This window comes from Pseudonocardia alaniniphila (assembly GCF_022524485.1).
GTDB lineage: Bacteria > Actinomycetota > Actinomycetes > Mycobacteriales > Pseudonocardiaceae > Pseudonocardia > Pseudonocardia alaniniphila.
In genome coordinates this window covers 104096-124187 of record NZ_JAKXMK010000006.1, presented here as the reverse complement: position 1 = coordinate 124187, position 20092 = coordinate 104096, and the positions used below count along the sequence as shown (strand labels likewise).

Annotated in this window: 14 protein-coding genes; 4 read left to right on the top strand and 10 right to left on the bottom strand. The window is 72.5% G+C overall.

Annotated features, from left to right (window positions below):
• Positions 1–5 precede the first annotated feature (5 nt).
• Both MMF94_RS07385 and MMF94_RS07380 read right to left on the bottom strand, forming a co-directional pair.
• Positions 6–545: a response regulator gene (locus MMF94_RS07385; RefSeq protein WP_241035537.1), complete on the bottom strand. Its 540-nt coding sequence runs from the start codon at positions 543–545 to the stop codon at positions 6–8.
• Positions 542–4690, bottom strand: a complete 4149-nt coding sequence (locus tag MMF94_RS07380; RefSeq protein ID WP_241035536.1) for a HAMP domain-containing protein — start codon at positions 4688–4690, stop codon at positions 542–544. Before MMF94_RS07380 ends, MMF94_RS07385 begins: the two co-directional genes overlap by 4 nt.
• Before the next feature lie 263 nt (positions 4691–4953).
• On the opposite strand from MMF94_RS07380, the gene MMF94_RS07375 reads away from it, so the two are divergent.
• Positions 4954–7002: a SpoIIE family protein phosphatase gene (locus MMF94_RS07375; RefSeq protein ID WP_241035535.1), complete on the top strand. Its 2049-nt coding sequence runs from the start codon at positions 4954–4956 to the stop codon at positions 7000–7002.
• A 139-nt stretch (positions 7003–7141) separates the two neighbouring features.
• Positions 7142–8599, top strand: coding sequence for an SGNH/GDSL hydrolase family protein (locus tag MMF94_RS07370; RefSeq protein ID WP_241035534.1), 1458 nt, complete (start codon positions 7142–7144; stop codon positions 8597–8599).
• Positions 8600–8605: 6 nt separating this feature from the next.
• Here MMF94_RS07370 and MMF94_RS07365 read toward each other — a convergent pair whose 3' ends face one another.
• Positions 8606–9289, bottom strand: a complete 684-nt coding sequence (locus MMF94_RS07365; protein WP_241035533.1) for a hypothetical protein — start codon at positions 9287–9289, stop codon at positions 8606–8608.
• Between the two features lie 84 nt (positions 9290–9373).
• Positions 9374–11098 carry a S8 family serine peptidase gene (locus tag MMF94_RS07360; RefSeq protein WP_277398668.1) on the bottom strand — a complete coding sequence of 575 codons (1725 nt, stop codon included), beginning with the start codon at positions 11096–11098 and terminating at the stop codon, positions 9374–9376.
• A gap of 153 nt (positions 11099–11251) precedes the next feature.
• Here MMF94_RS07360 and MMF94_RS07355 point away from each other — a divergent pair, with 153 nt between their 5' ends.
• Positions 11252–12307 carry a DNA polymerase IV gene (locus tag MMF94_RS07355; RefSeq protein WP_241035532.1) on the top strand — a complete coding sequence of 352 codons (1056 nt, stop codon included), beginning with the start codon at positions 11252–11254 and terminating at the stop codon, positions 12305–12307.
• A 7-nt stretch (positions 12308–12314) separates the two neighbouring features.
• Here MMF94_RS07355 and MMF94_RS07350 read toward each other — a convergent pair whose 3' ends face one another.
• The 4 genes from MMF94_RS07350 to ald are packed head-to-tail and all read right to left on the bottom strand — an operon-like array spanning position 12315 to position 16039.
• Positions 12315–13061 carry a cobalt-precorrin-6A reductase gene (locus MMF94_RS07350; protein WP_241035531.1) on the bottom strand — a complete coding sequence of 249 codons (747 nt, stop codon included), beginning with the start codon at positions 13059–13061 and terminating at the stop codon, positions 12315–12317.
• Positions 13058–13825, bottom strand: a complete 768-nt coding sequence (gene cobF, locus MMF94_RS07345) for a precorrin-6A synthase (deacetylating) (protein ID WP_241035530.1) — start codon at positions 13823–13825, stop codon at positions 13058–13060. Before cobF ends, MMF94_RS07350 begins: the two co-directional genes overlap by 4 nt.
• Positions 13826–13834: 9 nt before the next feature.
• Positions 13835–14884: a diacylglycerol/lipid kinase family protein gene (locus MMF94_RS07340; RefSeq protein WP_241035529.1), complete on the bottom strand. Its 1050-nt coding sequence runs from the start codon at positions 14882–14884 to the stop codon at positions 13835–13837.
• Positions 14885–14920: 36 nt separating this feature from the next.
• Positions 14921–16039 carry an alanine dehydrogenase gene (gene ald, locus MMF94_RS07335; protein WP_241035739.1) on the bottom strand — a complete coding sequence of 373 codons (1119 nt, stop codon included), beginning with the start codon at positions 16037–16039 and terminating at the stop codon, positions 14921–14923.
• 67 nt (positions 16040–16106) lie between these two features.
• Here ald and MMF94_RS07330 point away from each other — a divergent pair, with 67 nt between their 5' ends.
• Positions 16107–16637, top strand: coding sequence for an Lrp/AsnC family transcriptional regulator (locus tag MMF94_RS07330; protein WP_241035528.1), 531 nt, complete (start codon positions 16107–16109; stop codon positions 16635–16637).
• 7 nt (positions 16638–16644) lie between these two features.
• Here the strand turns inward: MMF94_RS07330 and MMF94_RS07325 are convergent, their stop codons facing one another.
• Both MMF94_RS07325 and MMF94_RS07320 read right to left on the bottom strand, forming a co-directional pair.
• Entirely contained in the window at positions 16645–17850 is a 1206-nt protein-coding gene (locus MMF94_RS07325; protein ID WP_241035527.1) for a cysteine desulfurase-like protein, read from the bottom strand.
• Between the two features lie 83 nt (positions 17851–17933).
• A complete protein-coding gene (locus MMF94_RS07320) occupies positions 17934–19775 on the bottom strand; it encodes a hypothetical protein (RefSeq protein ID WP_241035526.1) in 1842 nt (613 codons plus the stop codon).
• Positions 19776–20092 lie beyond the last annotated feature (317 nt).

The window sequence follows — 20092 nt, the reverse complement described above, 5'->3', positions numbered from 1 at the left end:
GCCGCCTACCGGGGCCGGGGCGGGCGGGCCACGGCGAGGCGCTCCCGGGCCCGGTCCTTGCCGGTCGGGTCGCCGCCCTCGAGCAACTCCAGCGCGTCGTCCACGGCCGCACGCAGCATGCCGCACTCCGCGGCACGCTCGGCGAGCTGCGTGTGCATCGTCCACAGGTCGACGAACACGGTGACCTTGGACCGCAGCACCCACGGGTCGAACGGCTTGGTGATGTAGTCCACGGCGCCCGCCTGGTACCCGCGGAACGCCAGGTGCGGGTCGTAGTCCACCGCTGTGAGGAACAGGATCGGGATGTGCCGCGTGCGCTCGCGCTGCTTGACGTGGCCCGCGGTCTCGAAGCCGTCCATGCCGGGCATGTGGGCGTCGAGCAGGATCACCGCGTAGTCCTCCACCAGCAGCCGCTTGAGGGCGTCCTCACCACTGGTGACCGACACGATCTCGATCGGGAGTCCTTCGAGGATCGCCTGCAGCGCCAGCAGGTTGTCGCGGCGGTCGTCCACGGCCAGCACCCTGGCCGCCTGTCGTCCGGTCATTCGGCCGACTCCCCTGCACGTGCGGACACCGATCTGGGCCGCACCCACTCGGCCATCAGCGAGAGCAGCGCGTCGAGATCCACCGGTTTGGTGACGTACTCGGTGGCGCCGGCCGCGAGGCTGGACTCCCGGTCTCCGGGCATCGCCTTCGCGGTGAGGAACACGACGGGCAGGTCCCGTCCCTGCGGAAGGGTGCGGATCCGCCGGGTCGTCTCGTTGCCGTCGATATCGGGCATCATCGCGTCCATCAGGACCACGTCCACCTCGGGGTGCTGGGTGAGCAGCCGGATCCCGTCGCTGCCGTTGTCGGCGTAGAGCACCGTCAGCCCGTGCAGCTCCAGCGCGCTGGTCAAGGCGAACACGTTGCGCACGTCGTCGTCCACGATGAGCACGGTGACACCGGCGAGCTCGGGTGTGGGCCGCCCGCCCACCGGGCCGTCGCCCGACGGAGGCCGCAGGATGGGCTGCCCCGCGGAGGCAGGACGCTCCAGCGCGGGCATGTCCGGCACACGCCGGGGCATCATCCGGGCGGCCGCCGCCGTGACCGGCGGAAGCTCGTCGGGCAGCAGCAGGGTGAATACCGATCCCTCCTCGACCTCGGAGGTCACCTCGATGCGGCCGCCGAGCATCCGGGCCAACTCCTTGGAGATCGAGAGCCCGAGCCCCGTGCCCCCGTACTTCCGGCTGGTCGTGCCGTCGGCCTGCTGGAACGCCTCGAAGATCATGTCGAGCTTCGCGTTCGGGATGCCGATCCCGGTGTCCCGCACGGAGAACGCGATGACCGTGTGCGCCGCGTCGAGCGCCGGCACCCCGTGCAGCGTTCCCGGCGGGGCGACCCCGATCGACAGCTCGACGAACCCGGAGTCGGTGAACTTGACGGCGTTCGCGAGGAGGTTCCGCAGGATCTGCTGGAGCCGCTGCGCGTCGCTGATGATCGTCTCGGGCAGGTCGGGATCGATCCGGACGCGCAGCTCCAGGCTCTTCTCCTCGGCCTGCGGACGGAACGCCTGCTCCACGTAGCCGCGGATCTGGACGAGGTCCACCGGGGCCGGGTCGACGTCGACGCGCCCCGCCTCGATCTTCGAGAGGTCGAGGATGTCGTCGATCAGCCGTAGAAGATCCGAGCCCGCGCTGTGGATGGTGCTGGCGAACTCGATCTGCTTGTCGGTGAGGTTGTTGTTCGGGTTGTCGGCGAGCAGCCGGGACAACAGGAGCAGGGAGTTGAGCGGCGTGCGCAGCTCGTGGCTCATGTTCGCGAGGAACTCCGACTTGTACTGGCTGGCGAGCGCGAGTTGCTGGGCCTTCTCCTCGACGCCTCGGCGTGCCGCGTCGATCTCCATGTTCTTGATCTCGACGTTGCGGTTCTGCTCGGAGAGCTCCTCGGCCTTCTCCTCCAGCTCGGAGTTGGCCCGTTGCAGCTCCGCCGACTGGTCCTGCAGCTCCATCGCCAGGCCCTGGGACTGGGCCAGCAGCTCCTCGGTGCGGCGGTTCGCCCGGATCGTGGTGATCGCGACGCCGATCGTGGCGACGAGGCGCTCGAGGAACGTCAGGTGCAGCGGCGAGAACGGCGACACCGAGCCCAGCTCGATCACGCCGAGGCACTCGCCCTCGAACTGGACGGGCAGCACCACCACCGCCTGTGGCGCGGCGGAGCCCACCCCGGAGCGGATCGGCAGATAGCCCTCCGGAACGGCCTCCACCCGAACGATCCTGCGGGTGGCCGCCGCCTGCCCGACGAGGCCCTCCCCCGTGCCGAACGAGAGGGGCGGGTCGCCCGGCGTCATCGCGTATCCGCCGCTCATCACCCAGCGCGCGCCCCGGGAGCCACTCACCGGCTCCGCTGCCAGGAAGAACGCCCCGACCTGGGCGTTCACCAGCGGGGCAACCTCGTTCATGATCATGCGGCAGACCTCGCCGAGGTCGCGCTGGCCCTGCAGCAGCCCGCCGATGCGCACGAGGGTGGAGTCCAGCCAGCCCTGCTCGGCGTTCTGCCGCGTGGTCTCGCGCAGGTTGGCGATCATCTGGTTGATCGTGTCCTTGAGGTCGGCGATCTCACCCCGCGCCGCCACCGCGATCTGCTGCGTGAGGTCGCCGTGGGCCACCGCCGTGGAGACCGCGGAGATCGCGCGCAGCTGCGTGGTGAGCGTGGCCGCCAGCTGGTTGACGCTCTCGGTGAGGTCGCGCCAGGTGCCGGACACCCCGTGGACCTGCGCCAGCACGCCGAGCTTGCCCTCGGTGCCGACCTCGCGGGCCACGCGCGTGACCTCGTCGGCGAAGCTCGACAGCTGATCCACCATCGTGTTCACCGTGGACTTCAGCTCCAGGATCTCGCCCCGGGCGTCCACCGTGATCTTCTGGCTCAGATCGCCCCGCGCGACGGCGGTGGTCACCTGCGCGATGTTGCGCACCTGGTCGGTCAGGTTCCCCGCCAGCTGGTTCACGTTCTCCGTCAGGTCCCGCCACGTCCCCGCGACACCCTTGACCTCGGCCTGCCCGCCCAGCTTCCCCTCGGTGCCCACCTCACGAGCCACCCGCGTGACCTCATCAGCAAACGACGACAGCTGATCCACCATCGTGTTCACCGTCGACTTCAGCTCCAGGATCTCGCCCCGAGCATCCACCGTGATCTTCTGCGTCAGGTCACCCCCGGCCACCGCCGTGGTCACCTGCGCGATATTGCGCACCTGGCTGGTCAGGTTCGAGGCCATGGAGTTCACGTTGTCGGTGAGATCGCGCCAGGTGCCGGCGACGCCCTCCACCTCGGCCTGGCCGCCGAGCATGCCCTCGGTGCCGACCTCGCGGGCCACGCGCGTGACCTCGTCGGCGAAGCTCGACAGCTGATCCACCATCGTGTTCACCGTGGACTTCAGCTCGAGAATCTCGCCCCGAGCGTCCACCGTGATCTTCTGGCTCAGATCGCCCCGCGCGACGGCGGTGGTCACCTGCGCGATGTTGCGCACCTGCGCGGTGAGGTTGCCCGCCAGCTGGTTCACGTTCTCGGTGAGATCCCGCCAGGTGCCCGAGACGTTGGGCACCGCGGCCTGCCCGCCCAGCTTGCCCTCGGTGCCCACCTCGCGGGCCACGCGCGTGACCTCGTCGGCGAAGCTCGACAGCTGATCCACCATCGTGTTGACGGTGGACTTCAGCTCCAGGATCTCGCCGCGCGCATCCACGGTGATCTTCTGCGACAGGTCGCCGGTGGCGACGGCCGTGGCCACCTGCGCGATGCCGCGCACCTGGTCGGTGAGGTTCGCGGCCATCAGGTTGACCGCGTCGGTGAGGTTCTTCCACGTGCCGGCCACGTTGGGCACGACGGCCTGCCCGCCGAGGCGGCCGTCGGTGCCGACCTCGCGCGCCACCCGCGTGACCTCGTCGGCGAACAGGCGCAGGGTGGCCGTCAGCGCGTTGATCGTGTCGGCGAGCTCGGCGACCTCGCCGCGGGCGTTCACGGTGATCGTGCGCGACAGGTCGCCCTGCGCGATCGCGGTGGCCGCCGACGATATCGAGCGGACCTGGTTGGTCAGGTTGCTCGCCATGGTGTTGACCGAGTCGGTCAGCGCGCGCCACGTGCCGGCGACGCCCCGGACGTCGGCCTGGCCACCGAGCCTGCCGTCGGTGCCGACCTCCCGCGCGACGCGGGTGACCTCGTCGGCGAAGCTCGAGAGCTGGTCGACCATCGTGTTGACGGTGCGGCCGATCCGCCGGAACTCACCGCGCAGCGGGCGGCCCTCGATCTCCAGCGCCATGTGCTGCGAGAGGTCGCCCTCGGCGACGGCCTCGATCACGCGCGCGATCTCGGCGGTGGGCGCGGCCAGGTCGTCGATCAGCGCGTTGACCGCCTGCACCCCGGTGGCCCAGGCCCCGTCGTAGGACTCCTCGTTGAGCCGGTCGGACATCCGGCCCTCACGGCCGACCACCCGGCTGATCCGGAGCAGGTCGCGGTTGCGCCGCTCCTGGAGCGCGACCATCTCGTTGAACTCGTCGACGACCTCTCCCGCGGGCCCCTGCCGCCGCGGCAATCGGACCTCGAAGCGACCGAGCCGCACCTTGCGCAGGGCCTCGGCCAACTCCGCCAACAAGGCGGTGTCGCCGGCCGCGGCGGGCTCCCCGGGGACCGGGGAGCTCTGGGGCCGTGTGGTGGTCATGCCCGCCGTCCTCCCATGCTCGGACAGCGGCCGGGCACGGGCGCACCACGGCACCGGCGCGGCCGCCGCAGCACCCGACCCTAGTGGATCCCATAGCAACCGATCCCGTTGCAGTCGATCCCGCTTCCATCGATCTGGCGGCGCTACGGACGGCGGCGCGAGCGCGTCCGCAGCCGACAGTGCACACTGCGTCCGTGCCCGTTCAGCTCGAGCGGCGGACCAGGCTGCCGCCGGATGCCCGATCGGCCGGACGAGCGCGCCGAATGCTCCAGGAGGCACTGCGCGATCTCGACCCCGCCACCAGCGGCGATGGCAGCACCGGGGCCCACGGTGCCGACCTCGTCGACACCGTCGTGCTGCTCGCGAGCGAGCTGTGCGAGAACGCCGTCCTGCACGCCGGCACGGAATTCGAGGTTGCCCTCACCGTCAGCGATGACGAGGTCACCGTCGCGGTGACGGACCGGGGTGCGGGTCCGCTCGAGCTGCACCTCGCCCAGCCACGGCAGCGCTACGGCCGCGCGGCCAGCCACGGCCGCGGCCTCGCACTCGTGCAGCGCCTCGCCACGACGTGGGGCACCCGCCACGAGTCCGACGGTCGCCACATCACGTGGTTCTCCCTCAGCCGGGGCCGCACCACGGCCGCACCCACCGCCCCGGCCGCACCGCCGGACACCGAGCGCGTGTGGACCAGTGCCGAGCAGGCCCGCTGGCTGCTGCACGTCCCCTCGGCCCTCGGTGACCGGCTGGAACCGGTGGAGCTGGTGGCCGAGCTGGTCCGGAGGCTGCGTGAGCTCCTCGGCGCCGAGTCGGTGGAGGTGGAGGTCGACGAGGGCGACGGCACCGGCTCCCGGGAGATCGCCCGGGACGGCGCCGCGACGAGCGGAGGCGTGTCCGTCGAGGTGCGCCTGCCCATGACGGCACCGCTTCGCGGCCTCCTGCGGGTGGTGCACCGCCCGTCCCGGCAGAACGCGAGCATCGACGCCGACAGGACACGCGATCTCACCGAGCTCGTCGCCACCCGCATCGCGATGGCCGTCGAGTCCAACTGGCTGCGCGGTGTGGACCAGCGCAGGCGCTCGTGGATGACCTACCTCGCGGAGACCAGCGAGCTGCTGGGCCAGTCCCTGGACGTCGACCTTGCGGTCGCGGTGGTCCCTCAGGTCGTCGTGCCCCGGCTGGGCCGGTGGTGCGCCGTCCATCTCGTCGAGCCCTCCGGACGTCTCCGGCTGGCCGCGCTCACCCACGCCGACGAGACCAAGCTCTCCGAGCTGCGCGGGGTGCTCGATCCGGACGGCTCCCCCGGCCTGCCTCCCGAGCTGCGGTCCCGGTTCACCGAGCTGGCCCGCGACGGCTCCGCCCCGGTGCGCTTCGCGGTGCCGACCGACGGGATCGCGGTGCCGCTGCGCGCCCGCGGCCGCACGATCGGCACGCTCCTCGTCGGACGCCCCGACGGGCGCCCGCACAGCCCCGAGGACATCGTGATGGCAGGCGACATCGCCCGCCGCGCCGCGCTGACGATCCACAACGCACAGAGCACCGGTGCGCACGTCGCCGTCTCACAGGCTCTCCAGCAGGCACTGCTCCCCCGGGCGCTGCCGGTGGTGCCCGGGGTCGACTTCGCGGCCGAGTACCTCCCTGCGAGCACGGGAAGCGATGTCGGCGGCGACTTCTACGACGTGCTCACCGTCGACCCGTCGCACTGGCTGGTCTCGATCGGTGACGTCTGCGGGAAGGGCGCCCGCGCCGCGGCGCGCACCGGTCTCGTACGGGACGTCCTGCGGGTCCTCGTGCGGGATGACCGGCCGCTGCCGCGGGCCATCGAGATGCTCAACCAGGTCATGATCGAGGCCGGTGACCCCCTGCAGTTCTGCACCCTCGCCGCCGCGATGATCAGCAGGCGGCGACCGGCCGGGATGGATCCGTCGGGCCGCAGCACGCATGCCGGTCTCGACGTCGAGCTCGTGCTCGCCGGGCACGTGCAACCCGTGCTCCTGCGCGCCGACGGCACCGCTGAGCTCATCGGGCAGTTCGGCACGGCCGTCGGACTGCTGCCCTCCGTGCGCCTGACGTGCACGCCGCACCGTCTCGGACCGGGCGACACGCTCCTCGTCTACACCGACGGGGTCACCGAGCGCCGTCGTGGCCGCGAGCAGTTCGGCGCGGAACGGCTGCTCGACGTGGCCACCGGTGCGGCCGGGCGGCCCGCGCGACAGGTCGTCGCAGCGGTGCGGGAGGCGGTCGAACGCTTCTCCGCCGATCCGCTCGACGACGACGTGGCCCTCCTGGCGGTGCGAGCCGTACCCGCACGCTGACCCGGCCGGAGGAATCGGACTCCGGAGATCGACCGCTCGCAGGTACCGTCGGTGGTCGCGATCGCTCATCCTGGTTGGCGATCGCCGATCACGGACGAACGGGGGCGGAGCACTGGACAGGGGGGATAGCCGGCGAACCGTGCTCCAGGAGCTGCGTTCGTGGCCGACGCTGCTGCTCGTGCTGTTCTGCCTCGGTGTCGGCATCCCCACCGCGGTCGCGCTCACCCCGGCCCAGGATCTCGAGGTGTTCGGCCAGCACATCGAGGTCGGGGCCCGGCCCCCGCAGCTGTCGGTCGCCGGTCCCGCCCGGCTCGTGCAGGTGGGGAACACCGCGCTCGACGTCGACCGGTTGCGGGTCTATGGACCCCTGCGCCCGCAGCTGACCATGGGCCCGGTGCAGCGCAACGCCGCCGCAGCCGCGGTGTTCGACGCCGGCGCGGCGCCCAAGGCGGGCGAGGCCGCGATCTCGACCGTCACCAAGGGCTTCGTCACCTGGTACGTGCTCGGTGGCCTCGGGCTGGTCGCCTTCACGCTCACGGCCGCGGCCGGCGCGGCCGGTGTGCGCACCCTCGTCGTGCTCCGCCGCCAGAGCCGTGAGACGGGGGGCCACGCGCCGCTTCCCGAGATCGTCGCGTACTGCCTGCGGGCGGCGCGGCGGATGACCGCGATCGCGGTCGTCGCCTCCGTCGTGGCGTGGGGCGTGTCGGGGGTGCTCGCCTACGGCGGCGCCGTGCAGGGGCTGCGCGGGGTGTCGTCGCTCGCTCAGCTCGTCGGCGCGTACCACCTGAGCCCGGATCCGGTCGGGCCGCCGGTCAGCGGGTTCGAGGGCGCGGTGATCGGCGACTCGCGGGCCGTCCGGGTCGGCGGGCCGCCGCTGCCCGGCGGCACGGCCGACGACGGCGCCTGTGAGCGCAGCACCGATTCGCTCGCCGCCGAGATCGGCCATCTCACCTCGGCCAACGTGCTCAACCTCGCCTGTCCGAGCGCCACCGTCACCACCGGCCTGCGCGGTCCGCAGCAGCGCGGCGACCGGCTGGTCCCTGCCCAGATCGGTGTGCTCAAGCAGGTGCGGGACCTGCGGTTCGTCGTGGTGGCGATCGGCCCGAACGACGTCGGCTGGACCGACTTCCTGCGCTACTGCTACGGCGTGGCGGACTGCTCCGACCAGCTCACCCAGGGCGAGTTCGACTATCGGATGGCGGCCTTCGACCGTGTCTACGGCGACCTGCTCATCGACCTCAACGATCTTCCCGGCCGCCCCCAGATCATCGTGATGACCTCCTACGGGGCGTTCCCTCCCGACGCCGACTGCGCCGACACGCGCGCCGAGGGCTACCCCGGGCTCGACGCCGGCAAGATCGGCCTGCTCACCGACCGCAACGAGCAGCTCAACGCGGTGCTGGAGACCGGTGCGGAGAAGTACGGCTTCGCGGTGGCCCGCCCGGAGCTCGGGTTGCTGTGCGAGGACGGGGTCGACGGTCTGGGGCCCGACCTGCAGGGCATGGCCGACCCCTTCCCGTTCCATCCCACCGGGATCGGTTCGCTGCGGATGGCCTCGTCGGTGGTGCGGCTCATCGCACCGACGCCCACGCGCTGACCAGGCTCAGCCCAGGCCCGGGGTGACGGCGAGCGCCCGTGCCGCCCGCAGCGTCCGGCGACGCACCCCGACCGCCACGCCGACCACGATCAGCGACAGGAACGGGCTGGGAAACCCGAGCGCGGTGCCCACGGCGATGTCGGCGGCAGGCGCCAGCACCGCACCCGCGAAGACCCAGGGCGCCGCCGTGGGGAGACGCACCGGACGACCGGTGCGCCGATCGCGGGACCATCGGGTCTTCCCACCCGGCTTCACCACCGACAGCCACGCCTGGAACGCGATGGCCGAGGCCATCGCCACGGTGCCCAGGAGCAGGCCCGGCGGTGGACCCGCACCCGGTGCGTCGCCTGTCGCGTCGAGCGTCGGCGAGAGCAGGAAGACGCCGGCGTAGAGCTGTACGAGCGTTATCGCGAACTTGGCGAGGACCCAGCGGTGATGGATCAAGCCCCACTGCGTGCCGAGTCCGAGCATGATCCCCGTCGCCGCCGACGCGTTCCCGAGCGGGGCAAGCAGTGCGACGTCGAGGTAGTGCGCCATCGCCGTCGCCCCGGTCGCCGTCACCGGATCACGGGCCGTCGCGGCGAGGTAGAGCAGCGCGAAGAGCACCAGCGCCAATGTCATCCAGCCCGCCGAGGTCAGGACGTGCAGCCAGACCGTCATCTGCCGCCAACGACGGGAGGTGCTCGCCATGGCCGCGATCATCGAGGACCGCGGCGCGGGAGGGCTCCGGAGGAACCCCGGAATCATCCCCGGGTTTCGCGCTGACCAGCTGGATCAGCGCGCGTCGGCGCTCACCGCGGCCAGCGCGTCGACGATGCCCGCGCCGTAGTGCCCGTTGAACTCCGCATCGCCGGCACACCGGGCGTCGAAGTCCGGCGTCCGCCCTTCCCGGGTGTAGGACACGACCGGCGCCGGGCACGACCTGGACGCGGCCGTGTCCACGAGCACGCGCTCCACCTCGTCGGGAGCCATCGTCAGGTTCCCGGGGTGCTGCGGGTCGGGGGTGCCGAACTCGCTCACCACCAGTGCCGCGACGCCCGCCACGTACGGCGCCGCCATCGACGTGCCCTGCAGCGGCACGTAGTACCCGCAGCCACGCGGCCCGCAGAAACTCTGCACACCGTTGGCGGTGCCGCTCGCCGTGACCGCACCTTTCGCGTCGACCGCCCCGCTCGCCTGGAGGAGGCTGCGCGGGTAGGTGGAGAGCACGAGGTTCTCCGGACGCCGGGAGCTCGGTGTCCCGAACCCGTCCTGGAACCAGCCACCGGGCGCGGCCACGGAGACCTGCTCGATGCCGTAGTTCGAGTAGTCGGCCTTGGTGCCCGACGGCCCGACCGCCGACACCCCGATGACGTGCGGGCCCTCTGCCGGCAAGAGCAGGCACGTGCCGTTGTCGATCTTCCTCGCGTAGGCGCTCCCGGCCGGGCTGTTGGGGCTGGTCGGGTCGGATCCCGGGCTGCCGAGGTCCACGTGCCCGTTGCCGAGCGAGCCCACCAGCGTGACGCCCTTGGCGTGGGCGTACTCCAGCGCGCGGCTCACCGCCTCCACTGTGGTGCGCTGCGCGATCCGGGCTTCGGGCGGGTCGGCCGGGTTGTCGAGGCAGTTGTAGAGCCAGGGATCGACGAAGAACGACATGTTGATCACGTCGAGCCCGATGTCGGCGCCATAGGTCAACGCGTCGATCACCGGCTGCAGGAACATCAGCCCCGAGTCCTGGCCGCCCCGGATGCTCACGAGCGTGACGCCCGGCGCCACACCCGAGATGCCCGACCCGTCGGCAGCAGCGGCCACGATTCCGGCCACGTGCGTGCCGTGGCCTGCGTCGTCGTGATCGGCGGGGTCGATGCAGTCGGCGAACTCGCACGGACCGTCCATCTCGGCGCCGGTCTCGTCACGCGGGATGTCGGTGACGAAGTTGCGCGACAGCCGCGTGTCGACGTTCGCGGCGAGGTCGGGATGGGTGGCGTCGATGCCGCTGTCGAGAATTCCGACCTGCACCCGCCGGTCTCCGGCCTGCACGGCGCGAGCGGCATCGGCCTTGATCATCGCCAGCCCCCACAGCTGTGAATCCATCGGGTCGAGCCCCGCGGGCCCCCGGGGAGCAACGGCCGTGACCGCCGAGGCGGCCGTCAGCGGGGAAGGGGCCTGCGCGGTGTGCGCTGGCGGCGCTGCACCGACGACCCGAGCACGCACCGCCCCGAACACGGCGTCGTCGGCGGTGACCGCCTCCACGAATCCGGTGGCAGGCGCCTGCACGACCAGCGCGCCGACCGCGGCGTTCTCGCGCAGCACCTGCCCCCCGGCCGCCTGCACCGCCGCGTCGGCCGCGGCGCGCACGCCGGCGTCCCCGGTCGCGGTGAGCAGGACCGTGTACTCCGCGTACCCGACGTTCGCCGTGCTCGTGGGCGCCACAGCCCTCGGCACCACCATCACGACCGGCGCAACCAGCGCGACGCCGACGAGCACGCCGACAAGGGCGAGTACGCGGGGGTTCCTCATCGCAGCCTTCCCGAGAGTGCCGCCCCGGGGACAGGACGAGTGCGGATGACCTTAGGGCATCGCGCTGCGCGGCCCCATGCCCTGACGGGACGCTGTCGGGCGAATGCCGAGGAACGCCCTTTCCATTCTCGATGAGCCCGGCACACTGGCCGCGTGGCCTCCTGGGTGCTGCACGTCGATCTCGACCAGTTCATCGCCGCGGTCGAGATCCTGCGTCGCCCCGAGCTCGCCGGGCTCCCCGTGGTGGTCGGAGGCAAGGGCGATCCGACACAGCGTGCTGTGGTCGCCACGGCGTCGTACGAGGCGCGCGCACACGGCGTCCGGTCCGGGCTGCCGATGCGTACGGCGGCGAAGCGCTGCCCGGACGCGGTGTTCCTGCCCGCGGACAACCCCCACTACGAGGAGGTCTCCGCGGAGGTGATGGCGACCCTGCGCGGGTTCGACGGCGTGGTCGTCGAGGTGATGGGCTGGGACGAGGCGTTCGTCGGCGCGGACACCGACGATCCCGAGGCGCTCGCGCGGGCCATCCGGGCTGCCGTGCTCGCGCGCACCCGGCTGTCGTGCTCGGTCGGGATCGGCGACAACATGCTGCGGGCCAAGCTCGCCACGGAGTTCGCCAAGCCGGGCACCGGCGACGGGGTGTTCCGGCTCACCGCGGCGAACTGGGACGAGGTCATGGCGCACCGGCCGACCCGCGCGCTCTGGGGCATCGGCGCGAAGACCGCAGGCAAGCTCGCCGACCGCGGCATCCACACCGTCGCCGAGCTCGCCGCGGCCGACCCGGCCGCCCTCGCCGCCGACCTGGGCCCCGCCCTCGGACCGTGGTACGTGCAGCTGGGGCGCGGGATCGGCCGCGCCACGGTGGAGGGCACGCCATGGGTACCCCGCTCGCGGAGCAAGGAGACGACCTTCCAGGAGAACCTCACGGACTGGGACGACGTGCGCACGGAGGTCGCCTCCCTCGCCCGGCAGGTGGCGGCCGACATCGCAGGCGATCGCCCGGCCGCACGGGTGGCCGTCAAGGTGCGGTTCGCGCCGTTCTCCACCTACACGCGCAGCGCCACCCTCGACGAGCCCACGCACGATCCCGACGTCCTCGCCGCTGCGGCGCTTCAGGTGCTCGACAAGTTCACGTCCCGCCGGCCAGTGCGGCTGCTCGGTGTGCGGGCTGAGTTCGCCAAGGACGACCCCGCGGCGACCGACTCGTAGCCGATCCTCACAGCAGCGCGGGCAGGCGGTCCTCCAGCCAGCGGACCGCCTCATCGACGGTGCTCACCGTCGGCCCGGCGGGCGCGGGCGGGCGGGCGAGCATCACGACGGGAACGCCCAGCTCACGGGCGGCGACCAGCTTGGCCGCGGTCATCTCGCCTCCGCTGTCGCGCGTGACCAGCACGTCGATGTGGTGCTCGCGCAGGAGCTCGCGCTCGGCGTCGGCGGTGAAGGGACCGCGGGCCTGGATGACCTCACACCGGAGCGGCAGCGGTGGTGGCGGCGGGTCGACACTGCGCAGGAGGAACCAGAGCCGGTCGAGCCCGGCGAAGGCAGCGAGATCGCCGCGACCGGTCGTCAGGAAGACCCGCTCCCCCAACGCGGGCAGTACGGCAGCGGCGCTCACGGCATCGGGAACGCGGTGCCAGCGGTCCCCCGGACCCGCGGTCCAGCCCGCGCGCCGCAGCAGGAGCAGCGGCACTCCGGTGGCGGCGCCGGCCGCCACGGCGTTCTCCGTCATGCGGACGGCGAACGGATGCGTGGCGTCGACGACCACGTCGGTGCCGTGGCGGCGCAACCACGCCACCAGCCCGTCGGCGCCCCCGAACCCACCGATGCGGACGTCCCCCTGCGGGAGTGCGGGCACCGCCACGCGCCCGGCCAGCGAGGACGTGACCGTGAACTCCGGGCGGCCGTGCAGCGCCGCGACCAGCCTGCGTGCCTGGCCGGTGCCGCCGAGCACGAGAACCTTCACCCGTCCCGCCGCCGCAGGAGATAGGTGTCCATGATCCAGCCCTTGCGCTCGCGCCACTCGGCTCGGATCCGCACGATCTCGTCCTTGACCTGCTGCAGGTCGCCGTGCACGAGCACCTCGTCGGCGGTGCCGACGTAGGCACCCCAGTAGATGTCGATGTCGGTGTCGGTGAGGCTCGCGAACGCGTTGCGGGCGTCCAGCATCACGACGACGTCGTCGACCCCGGCCGGCAGTCCCTCGCCTGCCAGCCGGCGGCCGGTGGTGACCGCGAACGGACGACCGGTGCGGTTGAGAGCCACCCTGTGTTGCGCCGCGAGGGCCTGCACGCTGCTGATCCCCGGGATCGACTCCACCCGGAACGCGACGCCGCCGCGCCCGGCGATCCGCTCCAGGATGCGCAGCGTCCCGTCGTAGACGGCGGGATCGCCCCACACCAGGAACGCGCCGCAGCCGTCGGTGTCGAGCTCGTCGGCGATCATCCGCTCGTAGATCGACTCGCGGCGCTCCTGCCAGTCGACGACGGCCGCCTCGTATCGGCCCGGACCGGCCGTCCGGTCCCGCTCCGGGTCGCCCGCCGCGACCACCCGGTGCGGCCGCGTCACGTGCCGCTCCAGGAGTTCGGTGCGCAGCCGCGCCAGATCGCTCTTGTCCTCACCCTTGTCGATCGTGAAGAAGACGTCGACGCGGTTCATCGCAGCGACCGCCTGCAGCGTGAGGTGCTGCGGGTCGCCTGCGCCGATACCGATCACGTACACGGTGCGCACGGCTGGACGCTAACCCGGATCCGGTGCGTCCGGCGCAGGGACGTCGGCCACGCGCATCACGAGCGCGGCGGGCTCCACGCGGATCTCCAACCGGGTCGCGTCGCCGATCGGGTCGCCGTCGAGCTGCGAGGGCTGCGGGGCCTCCGCCTCGATCACGATCGACCGCGCCTGCCAGTGCTCCACCCGGGGGTTGCCGTCGCCCCGCCTGCTGATCACCCGCCCGGCTACGGCGACCCAACCGGCGAGAGTCTTCGGAGCGATGTTCACGACGTCGAGCACGCCGTCGTCGACCGTGGCCCTCGGCATCAGCACGAGCCCGCCGAGCAGCGTGCCGCTGTTGCCCACCAGCACGGTACGGGTGCGCCGGCGCACCGGCTGGTCGCCGTCCAGGGTCAGGCTCACCCGGGTGCGGCGCCCTCGCATCGCCCGCAGGCCCGAGATCACGTAGGCGAGCGGGCCGACCCGCACCTTCAGCGCCTCCGGCGTGCTCTCCATGATCGCGGCGTCGAAGCCGGTGCCGGCCATCACGAGGAAGACGTGCTCCTCGTCCCCGTCGTCGACCCGCACCCGACCGACGTCGATCTTGCGGTCGTCGCCGGTGAGAGCGACGCGGACGGCCGAGATCACGTTGTCCGGGTTGCCGAGGGTGCGCGCCAGGAGGTTGCCGGTGCCTGCCGGGACAAGGCCCATCGCCACCCCGGTGCCGGCGAGCGCCTGCGCCACCGCCCGGACGGTGCCGTCGCCGCCGCAGGCGAGCACGACGTCGGCGCCGCGTTCGATCGCGACCCGGGCCTGGCCGGTACCGGGATCCTCGACCGTGGTCTCCAGCCAGAGCGGCGGCGCCCAGCCCAGGCTGGCGCAGACCGACTCGATCCGCCTGCGGGTACCGGGCTCGATCCGGATGGGGTTGGCCACGACCGCGGGCAACGGCCGGTCCTCCGGCTCCGCCGACAGCGACTCCGGATCAGCGGCCGCAGGGCTGCTCCGGACGGCCACGGCCACCAGCAGCGCCAGCACCGGCAGCGCGGCCAGCACGAGGACCCACCAGTCGCCGGACACGACGGAACAATAATCGCCCGGCGGCAGGCGATGCCCTCAGGCCGCGACGAGGTCCTGCGGCTCGGCGTAGGGCAGCCCGAGGTCGTGGGCCACCTGGAGGCTGGTCAGGGCGCCGTTGTGGGTCGACAGACCGGCGGCGAGTGCAGGGTCGGCCGCGAGTGCGTCGGACCAGCCGAGGTTCGCCAGCCGCAGAACGTACGGCAGGGTGGCGTTGGTCAGCGCGTGGGTCGAGGTGTGCGGCACGGCGCCCGGCATGTTGGCCACGCAGTAGAACACCGAGTCGTGCACCCGGTAGGTCGGGTCGTCGTGCGTGGTGGGACGGGAGTCCTCGAAGCAGCCGCCCTGGTCGATGGCGATGTCGACGAGCACCGAGCCCGGCTTCATCCGGCGCACGAGATCGTTGCTCACCAGCCGCGGCGCGCGGGCACCGGGCACCAGCACGGCGCCGATCACGAGGTCGGCACCGAGGCAGGCCTTCTCCAGCTCGTGGGTGTTGGACACGACGGTCCGCACGCGGCCGGCGTACCGGTCGTCGAGCTTGCGGAGCTTGGTGATGTCGAGGTCCAGCACCGTGACGTCGGCGCCGAGCCCGACGGCCATCGCCACCGCGTTCTGGCCGGAGACCCCCGCGCCGATCACCACCACACCGGCCGGAGGCACGCCCGGGACGCCGCCGAGCAGCACGCCGCGGCCGCCGGCGGCGCGCATGAGGGCGTTGGCGCCGGCCTGCGGCGCGAGCCGACCGGCCACCTCGCTCATCGGGGCGAGCAGCGGCAGCGTGCCGTCGGGCAGCCGGACGGTCTCGTAGGCGATCGCCGTGGTGCCGGACCGCAGCAGCGCCTCGGTGCACGACAGCGACGCGGCGAGGTGCAGGTAGGTGAAGAGGACCTGGCCACGGCGCAGCCGGTGGTATTCCTGCTCGATCGGCTCCTTCACCTTGAGCAGCAGGTCCGCGGCGTCCCACACGTCGTCGGCGGTGGCGACGATGCGGGCGCCTGCCGCCTCGAAGTCGGCGTCGCTGATCGAGCTGCCGAGCCCGGCGTTCCGCTCGACGAGCACGTGGTGCCCGGAGCGGGTGAGCTCGTGCGCCCCGGCGGGGGTCAGCGCGACGCGGTACTCGTGGTTCTTGACCTCGCGGGGCACACCGATTCGCATACTCACATAGTGAAGATGCCACTGATTACGCGCAACACTGCTGCAGAAGATTCGATATTCTTCTTGTATGTCATCGCCTTCTGCAGAAACGTCGTCCGCGCGGCCCGTGCCGTCGCAGGATGTTCGGCCGCTCGACGACACCGATCTGGCGATCCTGCGGGTGCTCGGCAGCGATGCGCGGGTCTCCAACAAGGATCTGGCCGAGCGGGTGGGCGTGGCACAGTCCACCTGCCTGGCGCGGGTGCGGGCGCTGCGGGAGAACGGAGTGATCCGCGGCTACTACGCCGACATCGACCCGCGGGCGCTCGGCCACGACCTCCAGGCGATGATCGCGATCCGGCTGCAGCCGCACGCGCGCGGCTCGATGGCCGAACTGGTCACCGAGCTCAGCCGCCGCCACGAGGTGCTCGACGTCTACTTCGTCGCCGGGGCGAACGACTTCCTCGTGCACGTCGCCACGGCGAGCACCGACGAGCTGCGCCGGTTCGTCGCCGACCATCTCAACCGCGATCCAGCCGTGGCAGGCACCGAGACCAGCCTGATCTTCGAGCACACCCGCGCGGCCGGCAGGCGGGCCGCGCCCGACCCGCCGGCGTGATCCTCTCTCAGGCGACGAACGCGCGCAGCCCGTCGAGGAGCCGGTCGACGTCGTCGTCGTCGATGTACGGGGCGAGCCCCACCCGCAACGCACCGGTGTCGCCGAGGCCCAGCCGCCGCGACGCCTCCAGCGCGTAGAACGAACTGGCAGGCGCGTTCACCCCGCGCCCCGCGAGGAACTCGTACGCCGCGGCCGGATCGCGGTCGGCGAACCCCACCAGCAACGTCGGGGTGCGGTGGACCGCCCGCGAGTACACGGTGACCCCGGGGAGCGCCGCCAGGCCGTCCTCGATGCGCCCGCGCAGCCGGTCCTCGTGCCGGCCCATCGCGCCCATGGTGGCCACCAACCGCTCCCGCCTGCCGACCGCCGGACCTGCTGTGCCGAGCGACGCGAGGAAGTCCACGGCCGCGGTGGTGCCGGCGAGCAGTTCGTAGGGCAGGGTGCCCAGCTCGAACCGCTCGGGCACGACGTCGGTGGACGGCAGGAGCTTCTGCGGGTGCAGGCTCTCGAGCAGTTCGGGAGCCGCGGCCAGCACGCCGCAGTGCGGGCCGAGGAACTTGTACGGGGAACAGGCGTAGAAGTCTGCGCCCAGCGCCTCGACGTGAACGGCGGCGTGTGCGGTGAAGTGCACACCGTCGACGTAGGCGAGGGCGCCCGCCTCGTGCGCGAGGTCGGTGAGCGCCCGCACAGGCGGGCAGGTGCCGATCAGGTTGGACGCCGCGGTGACGGCCACCAGGCGCGTGCGCGGCGAGAGGACGGCGGCGAGGTGCTCCTCGGTGAGCTCACCCGACTCCGGATCGAAGTCCGCCCACCGCACGACGGCGCCCACCGCCTCCGCTGCCTGCACCCACGGCCGGATGTTCGCGTCGTGGTCGAGCCTCGTCACCACGACCTCGTCGCCGGGACGCCACGTGGCGGCGAGGGTGCGGGCCATGTCGTAGGTCAGCTGGGTCATGCTCCGGCCGAACACGACCCCACGCGGGTCGGCGCCGAGAAGGTCGGCCATGGCCTGCCGCGCGCCGGTGACGATGTCGTCGGCAGTCCGCTCGGCCGCCGTGACCCGGCCCCGGTTGGCGAGCGGGGACAAGAGCGTGCGAGCCATCGCGTCGGCGACGACATCAGGCACCTGCGACCCGCCGGGACCGTCGAAGTGGGCGTACCCGGCCTTCAGCGCGGGGAAGTGATCACGGACGGCGCGGACGTCGTAGGGCATACGCGCACCCTGTCATGGTCAAGTGCCCACGGCGAGCCGTTGTGTGATCCCACTCCGTCAACGCCGCCGGGTGGGACGCGCGGTCACCAGGCGTCGGGTTCCGCGGCTCCGGGCGCACGGTGCCGGCCCTGGCGCAACCCGCGCTGGTAGGTGGCGAGGCGTTCGCGGACACGGTCGGGAACCCGCTCCGTGACGGGGTTGGGGTCCTGGGGGCGCGGCGGCGGCACGAGCTGGTCGCCGGGGCGGCGCCGCGGCAGCCCGCTCGACGTGGTGCCCGATGCGGTGTCCGGGCGGGTGGCGCGGGCCGCGGCCTCCCGCCACTCCCGGTCGCTCGGCGACTCCCAGTCCACCGGCCCGGACCCGTTGACGGCGCCGTCGGAGCCGTCAGCGGCCTGCTCGGGCTCGGGGTCGCGGAACCACGCCGAGGCGATCGCCTCGAAGATCGGGGTGGAGAACCGGTCGTCCATCGGCTCTTGCGGCAGGTCCAGCAGCGGGCCGAAGAGCTCGTCGACCGGGGGTGACGACGAGCGGGACGGGAGCGCGTACTCCGGCGCGGCCGGTTCATCAGTGGAGGATCCGGGGTAGGCGGCCGCGCTGCCGGTCTGCTCGGGCCCGTTGCTCGAGAAGACGGAGCCGTTCGCCACGAGACCGAGCCCGTTGCCTGGCTCGTACGAGCCGTACGAGGACGACGCGAACGGGGACGACTCGAACTGCGGCGACTCGAACGGGGACGAGCCGTACTCCGACGAGCCGTTGCGCGGCGCGAACGGGTTGTCGTCACCGGACCCGAGCGCATCGTCGCTTCCGCGCACCGACTCGTCGCTCAGCCCCAGCGGATCGTTGCCCAGCCCGAGAGGGTCGTCGCGCAGACGGCGGGCGTCGTCGCTCAGCCCCAGCGGGTCGCTGCCCAGCCCCAGCCGATCACTCCCCGATCCGAGCCGGTCGTTGCGCAGCCCCAGCCGGTCGCTCCCGGAATCCAGCGGGTCGTTGCTCAGCCCCAGCCGGTCACTCCCCGATCCGAGCCGGTCGTTGCTCAGCCCCAGCGGGTCGTTGCTCAGCCCCAGCCGGTCACTCCCCGAACCGAGCCGGTCGTTGCCCAGCCCCAGCGGGTCGTCAGCCGGGCCCAGCCGGTCGCTCCGGGTGCCGAGCGGATCGCTGCCCAGCCCCAGCGGGTCGTTGCCGAGCCCGTTGCCGTTCCTCGTCGGGAGCAAGGGCTCGGAGAGGACCGGGCGCGGCTCCTCGAGGGTGACGGCGGCGGGCGGGCAGTGCACGCTCGCGACCGGCCCCGGGCCGCTGCGCGGAGGACCGGCCAGCGGACGGCTCAAGCTGACGCCGTGGCGGGAGCGCCCCGCGATCTGCTCGGCGATGACCGCCACCCCGTCGCCGCTCATGTCGTCGAGGGCGAGGCGGGCTCCGCCGTCGACCGACACGTCGACGACGATCCCGCGCCCTTCCACACGGCTCGCGACGTCGAGGCGCGCCCCCCGGTAGACGGAAGTGACGTCGTCGACGAGCTCGGACAGCACGTGCAGGAACTCGGCTGCCGCAGCGGGCGCCACCGTGGCGGCGGGAGCGGTGCGGACATCGACGCGACCGGGCTCCTCGGCGGCGCCCGCGGCCTCGGCGAGGATGTCGGACAGCTTCCGGGGCGCGCCACCGCGCACACCCGGCTCCTGACCGCCGAGCACCAGCAAGCTCTCGGTGTCGCGCCGCATCCGGTGGCCGGACTCCGCCAGCTCCGCGAACCCCGGGGGTTCGGGGTAGGACTGTTCCGCCCGTAGCCGCTCCAGCAACCACAGGTGCCGGTCCAGGCGAGCCTGCAGGCGGCGGGCCACGCCGACGGCGGCCTCCTCGCTCGACGAGGGCCGTGGGGCGTCGTCCCACCCATCGGCCCATACCGCAGACCCCTGGCGTCCGACGTTCACCGAGTCACCCTCGGAAGCGAACATCCTGTCGCCCACCAATCGGTCCTCTCGCACGGGTCGATCCGCCCCTCTCCTTCCCCCCGAAGCCGCGAGTGGGTCTGTCACGGCGACGCAACGCAGAGTGGCATGTCCTAGCCCGCGGCACGTTACCGCGCCCCGCTCGACCCGGGCACACGGTTGCCGAGAGTGCGCTCAGGACACGGCTGCATGCGGCGGACGGCCCCGGCGAATTCGCCCATCCCGGAAGAGGGTCCGCGGCCGCCCGCTGCCGACGAACGGACGGTCGCGCACGGACGAGCGGTGGTGTTCCTGCGATC

Bases quoted from the DNA above. Each gene is read 5' to 3' on its own strand.
- MMF94_RS07385 (WP_241035537.1), bottom strand. From the start codon at position 545: ATGACCGGACGACAGGCGGCCAGGGTGCTGGCCGTGGACGACCGCCGC.
- MMF94_RS07380 (WP_241035536.1), bottom strand. From the start codon at position 4,690: ATGACCACCACACGGCCCCAGAGCTCCCCGGTCCCCGGGGAGCCCGCC.
- MMF94_RS07375 (WP_241035535.1), top strand. From the start codon at position 4,954: ATGCTCCAGGAGGCACTGCGCGATCTCGACCCCGCCACCAGCGGCGAT.
- MMF94_RS07365 (WP_241035533.1), bottom strand. From the start codon at position 9,289: ATGGCGAGCACCTCCCGTCGTTGGCGGCAGATGACGGTCTGGCTGCAC.
- MMF94_RS07360 (WP_277398668.1), bottom strand. From the start codon at position 11,098: ATGAGGAACCCCCGCGTACTCGCCCTTGTCGGCGTGCTCGTCGGCGTC.
- ald (WP_241035739.1), bottom strand. From the start codon at position 16,039: ATGCGAATCGGTGTGCCCCGCGAGGTCAAGAACCACGAGTACCGCGTC.
- MMF94_RS07330 (WP_241035528.1), top strand. From the start codon at position 16,107: ATGTCATCGCCTTCTGCAGAAACGTCGTCCGCGCGGCCCGTGCCGTCG.
- MMF94_RS07325 (WP_241035527.1), bottom strand. From the start codon at position 17,850: ATGCCCTACGACGTCCGCGCCGTCCGTGATCACTTCCCCGCGCTGAAG.